At 63.1% G+C, this 18,221-nt stretch carries 5 protein-coding genes; all 5 read right to left on the bottom strand.

Annotation, left to right across the window (positions count from 1 at the left end; genetic code table 11):
- Positions 1-5,060, bottom strand: a 5,060-nt coding sequence (locus BMW49_RS17615) for a GLUG motif-containing protein (protein WP_090391027.1), incomplete at its 3' end; no start/stop codon positions are given.
- Between the two features lie 223 nt (positions 5,061-5,283).
- Positions 5,284-6,252 (bottom strand): AraC family transcriptional regulator, encoded by a 969-nt coding sequence (locus BMW49_RS17610; protein WP_208600976.1) that lies wholly within the window; start codon positions 6,250-6,252, stop codon positions 5,284-5,286.
- Positions 6,253-6,447: 195 nt separating this feature from the next.
- A complete protein-coding gene (locus BMW49_RS17605) occupies positions 6,448-8,388 on the bottom strand; it encodes an autotransporter domain-containing SGNH/GDSL hydrolase family protein (protein ID WP_069522426.1) in 1,941 nt (646 codons plus the stop codon).
- Between the two features lie 60 nt (positions 8,389-8,448).
- Positions 8,449-13,905 carry an MBG domain-containing protein gene (locus tag BMW49_RS17600; protein ID WP_090391024.1) on the bottom strand — a complete coding sequence of 1,819 codons (5,457 nt, stop codon included), beginning with the start codon at positions 13,903-13,905 and terminating at the stop codon, positions 8,449-8,451.
- A gap of 101 nt (positions 13,906-14,006) precedes the next feature.
- Positions 14,007-18,221 (bottom strand): beta strand repeat-containing protein (locus BMW49_RS17595; RefSeq protein ID WP_090391021.1); only part of this gene is annotated, 4,215 nt, incomplete at its 5' end.

The raw sequence follows: 18,221 nt of genomic DNA, 5'->3' as shown, positions 1-18,221 counted from the left end.
GTTTTGCTGGCGTCAGCCGCAGTGACAGTGAGTGCGGCCTTGTCGATGGTCAGGGCGCCTGCGGTGTAGCTGATGGCGTAATTGCCTGAGGTCAGGCCGCTGACGTTCAGGGCATAGCTGCCGGCATTGACCGCGCCCTGGGCGCTGCCGCCATAGCTCAGGCTACCGCCGAGCACGCTGGCGTCTTCGCCGTTGACCAAGCCGCTGTAGCTGACGCCATTGCCGCCACTGAAGGCGAGGCCGTCGTAGGTTTTGCTGGCGTTGTTGGCGGTGACAGTGAGTGCGGCCTTGTCGATGGTCAGGCTGCTGTCGCCCGATGTGGTGTAACTGATGTCGTAGCCTTGCTGGCCGGAGTACAGGCCGTTCAAGATCAGTGTGCCGTCGGCCACGCTGTAAGTGCCGGCGTTCTGGCTGGTGCTGGTGTAACCCAGACCGCCGAGCAATAGGCTGGAATTGAGGCCATCGCCCACGCTGGTTGTGTAGTGGGGCAGCGTACCGCTGGCCACGCTGCCATCGTAGGTCTTGCCGGTTACCGAGGTGATGTCGGCATTGACCGTCAAGGCACGCAGGAAACCGCGCAGCAGTGGCGTGCTGTCGCCGTCATAGATACGCCAGACGGTGCTCTCGCCACCTTTGCCGGACAGGTCCCAGGTCGAGAAAGTGTCCGCCTGGAGCAGCTCGGCCCAGGTCTTGGCTGTGCCTAAGGCGTTACCCGTGAAGACGCCCGTGCTGGCGCCGCTGTTGTTGATGGCATTGCCGCCGGGATCAGAGGTTGCGTAGAAACTGTCAATGACGGTGCCGTATAAGCTGTATCCAATCAGCCCGCCGACAAGGTTATTGCCAGTCACGCTACCGGTGGCATAGGCGTTGCGGATTATGCCGAGATTATCGCTGGCTCTTACATTGCTACCTACCAGCCCCCCGACATGGCTGGAACCGGTCACGTTACCCGTGGCATAGGCGTTTTCCAGCGTTCCCTGGTTTTCGCCCACTAGCCCGCCCGCGACGTTCTCACCACCGCTGACGTTGCCGGTGGCGTAGCTGTTGCGGATGAGGCCGCCGTCGCGATTGCGTGCAACCAACCCGCCGATGGCGCGCCCTCCGGGACTGGAGCTGACCGCGACCGAGGCATAGACACCGTTCAGCATGCCACCGTAGTTGCTGCCGACCAGGCTGGCGACATTGTCATAGCCGTAGACACTTCCACCGACCAGGCCCAGGTCGCGGATCTGCGCACCGGCTGCCGTCTGGCCGATCAGTGCCACTTGGCTTTCATTTTCTCGATCTATCCTGAGGCTGCGAATCAGGTGGCCTTGGCCGTCCAGCGAGCCGGTAAAGGCGTTGCTGGCGTTGCCCACAGGTTTGAACCCTGCCGCCCCCCAGACATCGCCGTAGTAGCCATTGCCGTAGGCTGAAAGCGCTGGGCCGAGATTGAGGTCGGCCCCCAGGCGGTAGCGGGCGGACAGATCCAGTGCCATCAGTTGCAGGGCATGGGGGGTGAAGATGGTCGTTGCGTATTCACTGCGCAGCATCGGCCGTGTATCGCCCTCGAACATTACCCAGGTATTGGCGAAGTCGAAACCGGCATAAACCAAGGCGGCCTGGGTGCGGGCGCTGGCAGAGTCGATGGCGGTGCCGCCGCCATCGCTGGTCGCCTGGCCGGTGCTGTTGATGTCCCAATAGCTGCTGGTGATGGTGGCCGCGCCATCCTCGCTGCCGCCGACCAGCCCACCGGTTCTGCCGGCACCCGTTACGGCGCCGCTGGCATAGGTATTGGTCAGGGTGCTACCCAGTGATACTTGTCCGACCAGACTGCCGGCAAAGTCACCGATGCTGGTGACGCTGCCCGTTGCATAGGCATCGGTGATTGTGGCGGCCCGCGACAGGCCCACCAGCCCACCGACCTCACTGTTACCGCTGACATTTGCCGTCGAGGAGGACCCGCTGATCGACCCTTGATCATTCCATCCGGCCAAGCCGCCAACCTGACCCGCCGCACCCCTCACCGTGCCGGTGACATGGACATTGGCAAGCGTACCGGCGGCCAGATAGCCTACGGCACTACCTACCCGGCCATTGCCGTTGATCGACACGTTGGCCAGCGTGAAACCCTGGGCTGTTCCGGCAAGGCGCCCAAAGAGTCCGACCCCGGTTTCCCCGGGACGGTTGATGATCAGGCCACCGATGGCATAGCTCTGCCCATCCAGGCTACCGGTGAAGTGATTACCGCTCGTGCCCACCGGCGAGAACCCTGCGGTGCTCCACATGTCACTGGCATTGCTGCCGCTGGTGGCGCTGGCGTCGATATCACTGGCCAGGGTGTAGCTGGCGCCCAGGTCGTAGGCCATAAGCTGCAACTGGTGGGCATTGCTGATACTGGTGCTGTATTCGCTGGCCAGGAAGGGCCGGGTGCTCCCCGCGATCATGATCCAGCCGTTACCGCTGCTGTCGGTGGTTTGGTAAACACCTGGGCCGGCGCTGCCGACTGGCTGCCAGGTGCCAAGACGGAAATAGCTGCTGTAGCGAGAGTCGCTATTGACCGCCGTAATGCTTGCGCCGTCCACAAAGCTGTTGGTGCCTTGCACCCCTACTTCAGCGCCTTGGCCGGTGCTGTCGGTGTCCCAGTGTCCGTCAGTGGCCGTGCCGTTGTTATAGCCGAGCAGCCCGCCGACGGCGCTATTAGCGGTCACACGACCACTGGCGTGGACGTTGCGGATGATGCCGCGGTTGTAGTTGTAGCCGACCAGGCCACCGACGTTGCGGCTGCCTGTGACGCTGCCGGTGGCATAAGCACTGAGGATGCTCGCATCGTTATTGGCGGTACTGCTGGAGTTGGTGCCGACCAAGCCGCCAATATTCTCATCGCCCGCCACGCTGCCGGTGGCGTAGACATTGCTGAGGCTGCCGGCGTTCTGCCCGGCTAGCCCGCCAATGTGTGTATCACCGTTTACGCTGCCCGTGGCATAGGCGTTGTTGATGCGCGAGGCACTGCCGGAGTTGAAGCCGATCAGTCCACCGACATTGTTGGCCGCGCCTGTCACGCTGCCGGTCGCGTAGGCGTTGTCTATATTGCCGCTGGAGCCGCCAGCCAAGCCGCCGACGGTGCTGGTGCCGGTAACGTTGCCGCTGGCATGGACGTTTCTGAGGGTGCCGAAGTTGGTGCCGACCAGCCCACCTATACTGCTGGCCTGTGTGCTGGTCACGTCACCGTTGGCGTAGGCGTTATCGACCGTACCGTTGTTGAAACCGACCAACCCGCCGACATGCGTCGCCGCAATCGAGGTGCCCTCGAAGACCCAGCCAAGGGCGGTTACGCTGCCCGTGTTGTAGGCATTGCTGATCAGGCCGGCATTATTGCCTGCCAATCCACCGGTATAGCCGCCCCCGATTACGCTGCCGTCCAGCAGCCCGATATCACGGACCAGGCCGCCACTGGCGATGTAACCAAACAGGCCGGCATCACTCGCATTTCCGGCGTCGATGGTCAGGTTGCTGATGGTATGGCCCAGGCCCGTGAAGGTGCCGTTGAATCTGTTGCTGAAGTCGCCGACCAATGCCCGGTTATAGGTGGTGCCGCTGGCGTCCAGATCCTGCGCCAGGGCATAGCGCCCCGACAGCCCGGTGCTGTCGATGGCATCCAACTCGGCCATGCTGCGGATCAGCGTGTAATCGTTGCCGTTGATGCTCAGGCTGGCATTGCTGCCGCTAAGGGTCACCGGCGCCTTGATGTGGTAATCGCTGCCGCTGGCAACGCTGCCGTTGTTCTGGGTGTAGCCGCCATGGTTCAGCTTGAGCCCGGCGCTGTCGCCGCTGGCGCTGATGGCGGCGTTGAGGTTGATATCGCCGTGGGCATCGAGGGTCAGGGTGGTATTCGCGTTCCAGCTCACGGCCGCATTGACGTTGATATCGCCCGCTTCGCTGCCGCTGGCCACTGTGGCCAGGGTGACGCTGGTGGTGGTGGCGCCAATGCCGCTGGTGGACTGGCTGGCATTGCCGGTGCTGACGGTAAAGTCGGTGGGGTCAATCAGCCAGGTGCCGGTCTTGCCGCTGGCAGCCTTGGTGTTGACGGTCGCTCCGTCGGCGACCTGCACATGGGCGCCGCTGGTGTCGACAAAGCCGCCATCACCACCGTTGGGCGCGCTGGCATCCAGGGTGCCGGCGACCTGCACCGTGCCACCGTCGAAGTCGCCGAGCAGGACGATCTTGCCGTCCTTCTCGCCCAGGGTGCGGGCCTGGATCACCCCGGTATTGTTGACCACGGTTTGCAGCAGGGCATCGGCGGCGTTGGCGGTCAGCAATACCTGTCCGCCATCGGCCTTGATCAGTTGCTGGTTTTCCACCAGCGCATCCTTCACCGCCTCGTCGACCTGCACGTTAAGCAGGCCGTCGCCGGCAAAATCCAGGGTCACCGCGTTGCCAGCGGCCAGGGCGACCGTGCCCTGGTTGGCAACGATCACCCCATTGTTGCTCACGGTGCCGCCGAGCAGGGCAACGCTGCCGCCGTCGGCTGCGGTGATCTGGCCCTTGTTGATAACGCGGGCATTGCTGCCATCGCCCTTGAAGCGGTAGTTGCCGGCCTCGAAGTCGCTGTTGCTGATGTCCAGCGTGGAGGCGACCAGGCCGCCGACGTTAACGCTGGCTCCGGCACCGAATAGCAAGCCGTTGGGGTTGATCAGGAACACTCGGCCATTGGCATCGAGTTGGCCCATGATCTGCGAGCCGTCGCTGCCAAGCACGCGGTTCAGCGCAATGGCATCGCGGCCGGGCTGCTGGAAGCTCACCTTGTTGCCGGCAGCGATATCGAAACTCTGCCAGTCGATGGCGAGTTTGTTGCTGGCCTGGTCGATAACCATCTGCTTGGCCGTTGGCGTGCTGATCGCCCCGCTGCCGGAGACCACCTGGCCACCGCTGGGCAGGTCGGCGGCGAGCGCCAGGGTTGGCAGCAACAGGGTGGTGGCGAGCACACCACCGGCACCTTTACCGCCGCGGCGGGCTTGCTCGCTGGCAACGACCCAGGCACCCAATGCGGTGTTCCAGATGACCGTAAAGACCCTGTTCATTACAACTTCCTCTTGCGCTGGCCCGTCCCGGCGAGGTGACAGGGTTTTAGGCGGATAAAAACCTGTCGGAGGTTAGGAAGTCTGCGAAAAGGGTGCTTGATAGATCTTGCGGTTCCTCACGGCCATGAGCGCGAGCGCACCAGAACAGGCGAACGCGCGGGCGTCCCGCGCTGTGTCCGACGCCATTGCGCGTCGTCATGCGCGGGTATCGCCTCAATGTGATTCAGCGCTGGGCGAAGTCGTGCAGCGGCAGCACCACGCGAAACCGACGCACACTGCCGGGCGCCTCCCAGGGTGGGCTCAGGTACTGCTCGTAGCCACCATTGGCGGCGGGCGCGAACATCTCGCCGGATTGCGGTAGCCAGGCCAGGGCCAGGGTGCGCAAAACCAGCAGAACCTGCCAGTAAGGCCCCTCATGCTTCAGGCTGACATAGCGCCCGGCGTGCAGGTCGAGCCTGGTCAGGGCCGTCCCACTCGGCTCGAAGCCAGGGTCAAGAATCGCGCAGTCATAGCGCATCAGTTCGGCGGGCGTGATCAGCGGGGAGTCATAAAACACGCCGAAGGCCTGGAGCGTCGATAGGTCCAGCCCCAGACCGCGCAGGTAATCCGCGAAGGCCTGCCAGTGCGCCTCGATACGGTGCTGCGGCCCATGAAAACGCATCGCCAGGAGTGGCAAGTGTGGCTCTTGGGCAACCTGGACGCGCGGTAGTCGCTGCAGATCTTCCTCCAGTGCAGGCAGGGTCAAGCCCTGGCTACGCAGGCGATACTGGCTGGGGACTTCGCCAAACTGACGCTGGAAGGCGCGGATGAATGCCTCATGGCTGGCGTAGCCGGCGTTGAGGGCTACCTGCAACACGGACTCATCGCTCATTTGCAGGTTCATTGCTGCGCGAGACAACAGCACGCGGCGCAAGTAGCCACTGGGTGACTCGCCCATCACCTCTTGAAAGAGCCGCTGAAAATGGAAAGGGCTGAGGTTGATGTGCGCGGCGGCATCCTTGAGGCGTACCAGGGTGGAGGGGTTGCGTTCGAGCAGGCGCACCGCTTTGGCAATCCGCGGATGATCGAGCATGACCGGCGGCGGCGCCCGTCGTACGGGTGGGCGGCGTGCCGCCGCGATTGGTGGATCGAAGAGCAGGGCCAACTCTTCGGCGATGCGCTGCTGGATATCAGCATCAAGGGTATCGAGCATGGTGGGCTTACCAAGGCTGGATAAATCGAGAAGTGCGGTTTGCCCGCCATCGCGTGATGGCAGGCGGGCGCCGCTGGTCAGCCGTAGTGTGCCGGATTTATTTGGGCGTGGGGTTGCACGGGGCGAGGCCACCGCCAGTTTCGGCGGCAGCTCGGTTATTGGCGCTCGTTCTGTGACGTAGCGCCCAGCCTGTGCTCAGTAGTCCAGGCTCAAGGCCAGGCTCAGCCCTTGCTGGCTGTCGTCGTCCGCCTGGCGATAGTTGTAGTCGGCGCGCAGTGCCAGCCCTTCGCTGAACCGATGGCTGAGGCCAAGGGTCGCCGTGTGCTGGTCGCTGGCAGGGGTGTAGCCACGCAGGCGATAGTCCAGGCTCGGCAGGCTGCGAAGGTGCATCTGCAGTTCGCGGGTAGCGTCTTCGTACTCGTGCTGGTAGGCGACCTCGGCGTACAGCCGGGTGGCCGGAGCCAGTTGCAGCGCGCCACGCAGGCCGGCGCCGAGGCGCTTGGAGGTGACCTCCTGGTCGGCGTAAGTCAGCGCGCTGGAGCGCAGGCCATCTTCGCCGTAGCCGTCCACCTGAACCTTGGCGTAGTCGGCACTGAGGAAGGGGCTCAATTGCCAAGGCGCATCGGCGAACAACTGGTAGCCGAAGCGGCCAGAGACGGCCCAGAGGTCGCCGTCCGTATTGCCCTTTTCCGTGCGCGTATCGCTGTTCAGGGCGAAGCGACGTTCCAGGTCGCCATAGTCCAGGCGACCGCCAGTCAGGCTGGTATCAGCCCACCAGGCGTGGTGACGGTACTGAGCGAAGGCGCCGAGCAACTGGCTGTCCAGGCGGTAGTCGGACGCCTGAGCGCCAGCCTCAAGCGTCTGCCGCGCCACACCGAGGCTCAGGCCCAGGCGCCAGTCGTCTCGCAGCCGGTAGCTGGCGGCCATGTCGAGGCTGTGGCCACGGCCATCGCCGCTGGCGGCGCTGCGTTGGCCATCGAGGTCCAGCGCGGTTGCCCCGCCGCCGACGCTGACGCGCCAGTGTCCGGGCGCCTGCCAGGCGCCTTCGTCGGCTTGCCACTGGTTGCGCAGCCAGCTCTGGTGGGCGCGTAGGCTGGCCTGGGCGGTTTCCGGCAGCAGAGAGATTTCCCAGGGCGCGGCGAGCAGTGAGTAGGCATAGTCAGCGATCAACTGTTGGCCGGTGGTCGTGGGGTGGCCGAAATCGTTGAACAGCAACTGGCTGGCGTCCGGGGTGCTGCCGTTCAGGCCATAGACGGGGTTTTCCAGGCAGTCGCCAGCGCTGCTGTCGTAGCAAGTGCCGGTGAGGTCCTGGCCCGCCGCCAGGCCATAACGGGCGGGGTCGGCAACCACTTCGTCGAACAGCAAAGGAATGTTCAGGCCGATGACGTTGCTGTCCAGGGCCGCGAGGCGGGTAACCAGGGTCTGGTTGAACAGGCTGCTGAGTGCGGACAAGCCGGCGCTGGTAGCGGGGTCGCCGGCTAATGCCGAGCCAGGTGTGCGACCCAGGTCGGGCAGCAGCCAGACCATCATGTAACGGGCCCCTGCTTGATCCAGGGCGGCGGCACTGTCAGCCAGGGTGTTGGCGGAGGTGATGCTGAAGGCCGCGTCGATGGCGCTGGGATCGATGGCCGATTGCTGGAAAAAATCGTTGGCGCCGCCGTTGAGGTAGAACAGCGTATTGGGATCGACCCGCAGCCCCTGCGCCGCCAACCAGGGCAGGTAGCCGTCACGCTGGCGCAACACCAGCCCGCCACTGGCGACACTGGAGGTGGCGGTGATCGAGTCGAGTATCTGGGGGGTGGTATAGCCGCCGGTCGCCCAGTTATTGCCATCGGCCAGCCCAAGCGTGGCATTGACCACCGAGGTGGAAGCCGCGAGTTGCCCGGCCTCTATACCCAGGCGCTGGCCCAGGCGGGTCGATGCATTCAGTGCATAAGGTTGGCCGACACCGTCGCGGTTGGTGAAGCGCAGGCTTTCGCCGGGCAACTGCATATCGGGGAACTGGCCGGCGTCGCTCAGGCTGTCACCGAACACCTGCATGCCGCTGTAGGGTGCAGGTGCAGCCAGGCTGCAGGGTGCGATGGTCAGGAGCAAGGCCGAGGTCAGCAGAGTAGGCCAGGTTTTTAGTGTAGGCATGGGATACCTCTTTTTAGGGGGATGGTAGTGGGCAGTGGCGGCGAGCGAATGCAGGTATGTTCACAGCCCCTGAGGCACGCGCAGGCCGCCGGCCACCACGGTGAACAGCTCGGGGCTTTCGCCGTCGCCAGCTTGATTGGCGTAGTTATCGGTGTGCTGGGCGGAGGCGATGGCATCGCGCAGACCGACAGCCGGTGTAAGGGCAGGCTGCGGAATCTCCGCAGGCAAGGCCGCGATGGTCAGGCTGCCTGCGGTGTAGCTGATGGCGTAATTGCCCGAGGTCAGGCCGCTAACGCTCAGGTCATAAAGACCGGCATTGACCGCACCCTGGGCGCTGCCGCCGTAGGTGAGGGTGCCGCCGAGCACATCGGCATTCTCACCATTGACGAAGCCGCTGTAGCTGACGCCGTTGCCACCATTGAAGGCCAGGCCGTCGTAGGTTTTGCTGACATCGAGGGCGGTGACGCTGAGGGCGACCTTGTCGACGTTGAGGCTGCCTGCGTTGTAGCTGATGGCGTAGTTGCCTGAGGTCAGGCCGCTGACGTTCAGGTCATAAAGACCGGCATTGACTGCGCCTTGGGCGCTGCCGCCGTAGGTGAGGGTGCCGCCGAGCACATCGGCGTTTTCGCCATTGACGAAGCCGCTGTAGCTGACGCCATTGCCGCCATTGAAGGCCAGGCCATCGTAGGTTTTGCTGACATCGAGGGCGGTGACGGCGAGGTCGGCCTTGTCGATGGTCAGGGCGCCATCGACGAATGTCAGGCTGTAGTTGCCGTCCGTGCCGCTAGCACTGTGAGTGTAAGTCCCAGCATTGATGCCGCTGCCGCCGGTGGTACTGACACCGCTGAGCACATCTGTCGTTTCACCGTTGACCAGGCCGCTGGCGGTAAAACCAGCAATGCTCTGCTCTTGGCCGTTGTAGGTCACCTGGCCGCTGTTGGCAGTGACGGTAGCCTGGGCCTTGTCGATGTTCAGGGCGCCATCGACAAAGGTCAGGGCGTAGTTGCCGTCCGTGCCGCCAGCACTGTGAGTGTAAGTGCCAGCATTGATGCCAGCGCCGCCGGTGGTACTGACACCGCTGAGCACATCTGTCGTTTCACCGTTGACCAGGCCGCTGGCGGTAAAACCAGCAATGCTCTGCTGTTGGCCGTTGTAGGTTACCTGGCCGCTGTTGGCAGTAACGGTTGCCTGGGCCTTGTCGATGGTCAGGGCGCCGTCGACAAAGGTCAGGGCGTAGTTGCCGTCCGTGCCTCTGGCACTGTGGGTGTAAGTGCCGGCATTGATGCCGCTGCCGCCGAGGGTGCTGACACCGCTGAGCACGTCTGCCGTTTCACCGTTGACCAGGCCGCTGGCGGTAAAGCCGGTGATGCCCTGCTGTTGGCCGTTGTAGGTGACGGTGCCGCTGTTGGCCGTGACGGTCGCGGCTGCCTTGCCGACGTTGAGGCTGCCTGCGGTGTAGCTGATGGCGTAGTTGCCTGAGGTCAGGCCGCTGACGTTCAGGTCATAAAGGCCGGCATTGACCGCGCCCTGGGCGCTGCCGCCGTAGGTGAGGTTGCCATCGAGCACATCGACATTCTCTCCATTGACGAAGCCGTTGTAGCTGACGCCGTTGCCGCCACTGAAGGCGAGGCCGTCGTAAGTCTTGCTGGCGTCAGCCGCAGTGACAGTGAGCGCGGCTTTGTCGATGGTCAGGCTGACGTCGCCCGATGTGGTGTAACTGATGTCGTAGCCTTGCTGGTCGGAGTACAGGCCGTTCAAGATCAGTGTGCCATCGGCCAGGCTGTAAGTGCCGGCGTTCTGGCTGGTGCTGGTATAACCCAGGCTGCCCAGAAGCTTACTGCTGTCGAGCGCGTTGCCCAGGCTGCTGGTGTAGGTGGTTGTGCCTGTGGCGGCGGTGCCGTCATAGGTTTTGCTACCGCCGCTGGCATCGGCGTTGAGCGTAATGCTCTGCAGGAAGCTGCGCAGCAACGGGGCGCTGTGGCCGTCATAGATGCGCCAAATGGCATTCGAGCCGCCCGTACTGGCGATATCCCAGCCCGCGTTGGTGAAGGTGCTGGCCGTGGTCGCTTCGACCGCCGTCAAGCCGCGGGAGTTGGCGCTGACCGTGCCGCCTTGGTGGCCGAAGCCTTTGGACAAAACGCTGCTCAGCCAGAAAGAGGCACTGATCGAGCCGTTGTTGTAGCCGACCAGTCCACCGTCGTAGGCGCCTGTGACGTTACCGGTGGCATAGGCCTGGGTAATGCTACCGGCGTTGAAACCGACCAGCCCGCCAGCTTCGCTGACAACGCTTGTGACGTTGCCGGTGGCGTAGACGTTGCTGATGCGGCTGTCGACGTTGCTGAAGCCCACCAATCCGCCGACGCGGTATTTACCGGTGACGTTGCTCCTGGCATAGGCGTTGTTGATTGTGCCGCGATTGACACCGGTCAGCCCGCCGATGCCAGAGTCCATGCCCAAAACTCTGCCCGTGGCGTAGACGTTGTTTATGCTGCCGTCGTTGGCACCCGCCAGGGCGCCGACCAAGCCGAACCCCTCAATGCTCACCCCCTCCAGCCCCAGGTTGCTTATGCTGCCGCTGCTGCGACCAAACAGGCCTGCATAGTGTGTGGTGCGTTTAATGGTCAGGTCGCTGACCGAACGACTGTTGCCATCCAGGCTGCCGGTGAATGGATTGGGCTCATTGCCCACGGGTGAGAACCCCGCCGTGCTCCACATGCCACTGGCATTGCTGCCGCTGGTGGCGCTGGCGTCGATATCACTGGCCAGGGTGTAGCTGGCGCCCAGGTCGTAGGCCATAAGCTGCAACTGGTGGGCATTGCTGATGCTGGTGCTGTATTCGCTGGCCAGGAAGGGCCGGGTGCTCCCCGCGATCATGATCCAGCCATTGCCGTTGCTGTCGGTGGTCACGTAGACGTTATCGCTGACCTGGCTCCAGGTGCCGAAATAGGCGTAATAACCGCTGATGTAGCGATTGCTGCTATTGACCCCCTCGATCGTGGCAGCATCTACAAAGCTGTCGTTGCCCTGTACCTCTACCTCAACGCCTTGGCTGGTGCTGTCGGTGTCCCAATGGCCGTTAATGGCCGTGCCGTTGTTGTAGCCGAGTAGCCCGCCAACGGCGCTGTTGCCGGCCACCCGCCCACTGGCGTAAACGTTGCTGAGGGCGCCACCTTTGTAGTTGTAGCCGACCAGCCCGCCGACACTGTTGTTGCCCATGACGTTGCCGGTGGCATAGGCGCTGAGGATGGGGGCAGCGCTGCCGGCGGCGGCGCTGCTGGCGTTAGTGCCGACCAGCCCGCCCAGGTTGTCATTACCTGCCACGTCGCCGCTGGCGTAGACATTACTGAGGCTGCCGTAGTTGTGCCCGGCCAGCCCGCCAACATTGTCATGGCCTGTCACGCTGCCTGTGGCGTAGGCGTTGTTGATACGTGACGTTCCGCTGGAGTTGACGCCGACCAGTCCGCCGATGTTGTCACCGCTACCTGTTACACCGCCGTTGGCATAGGCGGTATCAATAGTGCCGCTTGTGACGCCAACCAGGCCACCGAGGTTGCGGGTGCCTGTCACCTTCCCTGTGGCATAAGCGTTGGTAATGCTACCCCCCACACTGTTGCCGATCAGTCCGCCTACGGTCGAAGTGCCTGTGACGTCACCGCTGGCATGGACACGGTCAAAGCGGCCGGTGCTGAGGCCGACCAGGCCGCCGACACTCGACGACTCTATCTCTGCGCCGGTGATGGCGATATTCACCCCGCCCACGCTACCCGTGTTGTAGGCGTTGCTGATCACCCCTCCGTTGTGCCAGCCAACGAGCCCGCCGACATAGCTGAGCCCTGTTACGCTGCCGTTGAGCAGCCCAATATCGCGGATCAGGTTGCCGCTGCTGGCGTAGCCAAACAGGCCGACATTACTCGTACCGCCTGCCTCGATGGTCAGGTTGCTGAGGGTGTGACCCAGTCCGGTGAATGTGCCTGTGAAGGCATTGGCGAAGGAGGTGCCGACCAGCGCCTGGTTATAGGTGGTGCCGCTGGCGTCCAGATCCTGCGCCAGGGCGTAGTAACCGGTCACGCCTGTGCCTGCGGCATCCAACGCATCCAACTCGGCCATGCTGCGGATCAGCGTGTAATCGTTGCCGTTGATGCTCAGGCTGGCATTGCTGCCGCTAAGGGTCACCGGTGCCTTGACCTGGTAATCGCTGCCGCTGGCGACCGTGCCGCTGTTCTGGGTGTAGCCGCCATGGTTCAACTTGAGCCCGGCGCTGTCGCCGCTGGCGGTGATCGCGGCGTTGAGGTTGATATCGCCGTGGGCATCCATGGTCAGCGTGGTATTCGCGCTCCAGCTCACGGCCGCATTGACGTTGATATCGCCCGCTTCGCTGCCGCTGGCCACTGTGGCCAGGGTGACGGGTTGTACGCTGGCGCCAATGCCGCTGGTGGTCTGGCTGGCACTGCCGGTGCTGACGGTAAAGTCGGTGGGGTCGATCAGCCAGGTACCGGTCTTGCCGTCCGCCGCCTTGGTGGTGACTTTCGCATTGTCAGCCACCTTGACGTGAGCACCAGAGGTTTCGATAAAACCGCCATTGCCGCCATCCGGCGCGCTGGCATCCAGGGTGCCGGCGACCTGCACCGTGCCGCCGCCGAAGTCGCCGAGCAGGACGATCTTGCCGTCCTTCTCGCCCAGGGTGCGGGCCTGGATCACACCGGTGTTGTTGACCACGGTTTGCAGCAGGGCATCGGCCGCGCTGGCGGTAAGGATGACGTTGCCACCGTCGGCCTGGATCAGTTGCTGGTTTTCCACCAGCGCATCCTTCACCGCCTCATCGACCTGCACGTTAAGCAGGCCGTCGCCGGCAAAGTCCAGGGTCACCGCGTTGCCAGCGGCCAGGGCCACCGTGCCCTGGTTGGCGACGATCACCCCGTTGTTGCTCACGGTGCCGCCGAGCAGGGCGACGCTGCCGCCATCGGCTGCGGTGATCTGGCCCTTGTTGATAACGCGGGCGTTGCTGCCATCGCCCTTGAAGCGGTAGTTGCCGGCCTCAAAATCGCTGTTGCTGATGTCCAGCGTGGAGGCGACCAGGCCGCCGACGTTAACGCTGGCTCCGGCACCGAACAGCACCCCGTTGGGGTTGATCAGGAACACTCGGCCATTGGCATCGAGTTGGCCCATGATCTGCGAGCCGTCGCTGCCAAGCACGCGGTTCAGCGCAATGGCATCGCGGCCGGGCTGCTGGAAGCTCACCTTGTTGCCGGCAGCGATATCGAAACTCTGCCAGTCGATAGCGAGTTTGTTGCTGGCTTGGTCGATAACCATCTGCTTGGCCGTTGGCGTGCTGATCGCCCCGCTGCCGGAGACCACCTGGCCACCGCTGGGCAGGTCGGCGGCGAGCGCCAGAGTTGGCAGCAACAGGGTGGTGGCGAGCACACCACCGGCACCTTTACCGCCGCGGCGGGCTTGCTCGCTGGCAACGACCCAGGCACCCAGTGCGGTGTTCCAGATGACCGTAAAGACCCTGTTCATTACAACTTCCTCTTGCGCTGGCCCGTCCCGGCGAGGTGACAGGTTTTAGGCGGATAAAAATCTGGCCCTGAGGCTGGTGGGGTTGAGGCAAACCGAGGCTGCTACAGTCCTTCCGGCAGACGGATGCCGCTATCGGCGACCTGGTAGAGGTCGATAACGCGGGAGGGAAGGTCCGCAAGGGTGCTGTCACGAGTAGGCTGCATGGCTGCGAGCGCATCCCCATAAGCCTGAGGTAGCGCGGCTTGACGTTGAGCGTTGATGGTCAGGCTGCCATCAAGGAACCTAATGGCGTAATTGCCTGAGGTCAGGCCGCTAACGCTCAGGTCGTAAAGGCCGGCATTGATTGCGCCCTGGGCGCTGCCGCCGTAGGTGAGGGTGCCACCGAGTACGTCGGCATTCTCACCATTGACGAAACCGCTGTAGCTGACGCCATGGCCGCCATTGAAGGCGAGGCCGTCATAAGTTTTGCTGACGTTGTTGGCGGTGACGGTGAGTGCGGCCTTGTCGATGGTCAGGGCACCGTCGACAAAGGTCAGGGCGTAGTTGCCGTCCGTGCCGTTAGCACTGTGAGTGTAAGTGCCGGCATTGATGCCCGCGCCGCCGGTGGTACTGACACCGCTGAGCACATCTGCCGTTTCACCGTTGACCAGGCCGCTGGCGGTAAAGCCGGTGATGCCCTGCCGTTGGCCGTTGTAGGTGACGGTGCCGCTGTTGGCCGTGACGGTCGCGGCTGCCTTGTCGACGTTGAGGCTGCCTGCGTTATAGCTGATGGCGTAATTGCCCGAGGTCAAGCCGCTGATGTTTAGTTCGTAGCTACCGGCGTTGACCGCGCCCTGTGCGCTGCCGGCGTAGACCAAGGTGCCACCGAGCACGCTGGCGTCTTCGCCGTTGACCAAACCGTTGTAGCTGACGCCATTACCGCCACTGAAAGACAGGCCGTCGTAGGTTTTGCTGACGTTGTTGGCGGTGACGGTGAGCGCGGCCTTGTCGATGGTGAGAGCACCGTCGACAAAGGTCAGGGCGTAGTTGCCGTCCGTGCCTCTGGCGCTGTGGGTGTAAGTGCCGGCATTGATGCCGCCGCCGAGGGTGCTGACACCGCTGAGCACGTCTGCCGTTTCACCGTTGACCAGGCCGCTGGCGGTAAAGCCGGTAATGTTCTGCTGTTGGCCGTTGTAGGTTACCTGGCCGCTGTTGGCCGTGACGGTCGCGGCTGCCTTGTCGACGTTGAGGCTGCCTGTGTTGTAGCTGATGGCGTAATTGTCTGAGGTCAGGCCGCTGACGTTCAGCTCATAAAGACCGGCATTGACCGCACCTTGGGCGCTGCCGCCGTAGGTGAGGCTGCCGCCGAGCACATCGGCATTCTCACCATTGACGAAGCCGCTGTAGCTGACGCCGTTGCCGCCAGTGAAGGCGAGGCCGTCGTAGGTTTTGCTGGCATCAAGGGCAGTGACGGCGAGGTCGACTTTGTCGATGTCAGCAGTCAACCCGCTGGGCAGGACGATGTTGTAGTTGTCAGCATCGGTGCCACTCAGGGCGTAGCCCGTGACGGTGACGGCCTTGTTGGTACCGGCATTTTTGTCAGCGAAGGTGCCGACGCCCGTCCCGGTGACGGCAACCACATCTGCCCCGAGGACCTTCACGCTGGCGCTGCCGGCCAGGGTGGCAGCGGTGGTGGCGTCGTAGGTTTTGTTGAGCGCGCTGATGCCGGTGATGGCCAGGTTGGCCTTGCTGATGGTCAGGCTGGTGTCGGTATAGCTGATGTCGTAGCCCTGTTGGCCCGAGTACAGCCCACTGAGAGTCAAGGTGCCATCCGCACTGTTGTAAGTGCCGGCGTTCTTGCTATTGCTCGTATAACTCAGGTTGCCCAGAAGCTTGCTGGTGTCGAGCGCGTTGCCCAGGGTGCTGGTGTAGGTGGTTGTGCCTGTGGCGGCGCTGCCGTCATAGGTTTGGCTGCCGCCGCTGGCGTCGGCGGTGAGCGTAACGCTCTGCAGGAAGCTGCGCAGCATTGGCCCACTGTGGCCGTTGTAGATGCGCCAGACGGCATTCGAGCCGCCTGTGGTGGCGATATCCCAGCCTGTGAAGGTTGAGGCCTGGGTGAGTTCGGCCCAGGTTTTGCCCGTGCCATAACGATTTCCGTTGAACGGACTTGTAGTTGCGCCACTGCCGTTAATGGCGTTGCCATCGCCATCGGTGGTGGCGTAGAAGCTGCTGCTGATGGTCCCCGAGTTGTTGAGTCCGACCAGCCCGCCGACTTGGCTATTGCCCGAGACGTTGCCGGTTGCATAGGCGTTGCTGATGGTCGCCTGGAAGTTATATCCGATCAGCCCGCCGACGTTGTCACTGCCCAAGACGCTGCCGGTGGCATAGGCGCTGCCAATGGCGCCCTCGGAGTTGTATCCGACCAGCCCGCCGACGAAGTTTCTGCCCGAGACGCTGCCGGTTGTATAGGCGTTGTTGATGCTTCCTCGGACGTTGTATCCGACCAACCCGCCGACGTAGTCACTGCCCAAGACGCTACCGGTTGTATAGGCGTTGCGGATGGTTCCCGAGTCGCTGACACCGACCAGCCCGCCGACGTTGATATTGCCCGAGACGCTGCCGGTGACATAGGCGTTGCTGATGGTGCCCCTGGAGTTGTATCCGACCAGCCCGCCGACGAAGTTTCTGCCCGAGACGCTGCCGCCGACCAGACCGATATTGCGGATCACGCTGCCGCTGCCGGTGTAGCCGAACAAACCGACGTTGTTCGTATCGCTGCGGGCGATGTTGAGGTCGCTGATGGTATGGCTGAGCCCGTCGAATGTGCCGGTGAACGGGTTGACGATATTACCCAGCGGATTCCAGCCCGCGCCGGCATTGGCGGTGGCGCTGGCCAGGGTGGTATAGCCAAGGCTGTCCTGGTCGAGGTTGTTGCTCAGGCTGAAATAGTAACCGCCGTTCAGCACGTTGCCGATATTGGCCAGTTGCAGCCAGTTGGTGATGCTGTAGGGGCTCTGGGTGGTACCCCAGCCGCTCTGGAACAGGGTGCCACCAGCGATATCCTGTTCGCGGGTCACGCCGACGAGGTAAGGCATGCCCTGGTAATACCCTTCGACATCGGCGTTGGCAGTAAATACCCAGATGCTGTTGTCCCAGCCGCTGTAGGTGTTCGCGTTTGTCAGCTCCCCCCAGGTTTTAGCTTCGCCATTGGTATTGCCGGTGAAGACCCCGGTTGCTTGGCCGCCGTTGTTGATGATGTTGCCGTCGGCATCGGTGGTGGCGTAGAAAATGGCCGTGGTGGTGCTGTTGTAATTTTCGCCGATTAGCCCACCGACATCGCTGCCACTGCTCGTTACGCTACCGCTGGCATAGGCGTAACTCAGGGTGCTGCCGTCGTCGCTATACCCCAGCAGGCCGCCGACACCGCGGCGGCCGCCCGTCACGTTGCCCGTGGCATAGACATTGCGAATCGTGCCGAAATTATTATTACCGACCAAGCCACCGGCGAAGGCAGCTTCCGCCGCCGCCGTTATGTCGCCGGTGGCATAAGCGTTGCTGATCGTACTACCGCCGTTATACCCGGCCAGGCCACCCACACTCCCTTGAGCCCCCGTCACGTTACCCGTGGCAAAGGCGTTGCTAATACTGGCGCTGAAGTTTTGCCCGACCAGGCCGCCAACCATGCTATTCCCCTTTACGCTTCCGGTAGCATGGGCGTTGCTGATAGTGCTATTGCTGCTGTCTCCCACCAACCCGCCAACACTGCTGCCTCCGGTCACGTTGCCGGTGGCATAGGCGTTGTTGATGGTGCTGTCGGCAGTAGTGCTTTTGGCGCTTTTCCCAACCAACCCACCGGCGTAGTTCGTTTCAGCGTTCACGTTGCCGGTGGCGTAGACATTGCTGATGATCCCGTGGTTAACCCCGAGCAGCCCGCCCACCCCCTCAATGCCTGTCACATTGCCGGTGGCGTGGGCGTTGCTGATAGTGCCGCTATCATTGAACCCAGCCAGTCCGCCAACCACCCCCCATCCTGTTACATTGCCGGTGGCATAAGCGTTGTTGATGCTACCGCCACTCCTACCGACCAGTGCACCGACATAGACGTTACCCGTCACACTGCCGCCCACCAGCCCAATATCGCGAATCTGGCTTGTGCTGCCGGTGCGGCCAAATAGGCCGATGTAGTCCTGTGTAGCGCTATTGATCGTCAGGTTGCTGACGGTGTGACCCAGTCCGGTGAACGTGCCTGTGAAGGCATTGGCGAAGGAGGTGCCGACCAGCGCCTGGTTATAGGTGGTGCCGCTGGCGTCCAGATCCTGCGCCAGGGCGTAGTAACC

This window comes from Pseudomonas cuatrocienegasensis (assembly GCF_900110925.1).
GTDB classification, from domain to species: Bacteria; Pseudomonadota; Gammaproteobacteria; order Pseudomonadales; family Pseudomonadaceae; genus Aquipseudomonas; species Aquipseudomonas cuatrocienegasensis.
Note: the sequence above shows the minus strand (reverse complement) of the source record. Positions and strands in the feature narration are given on the sequence as shown.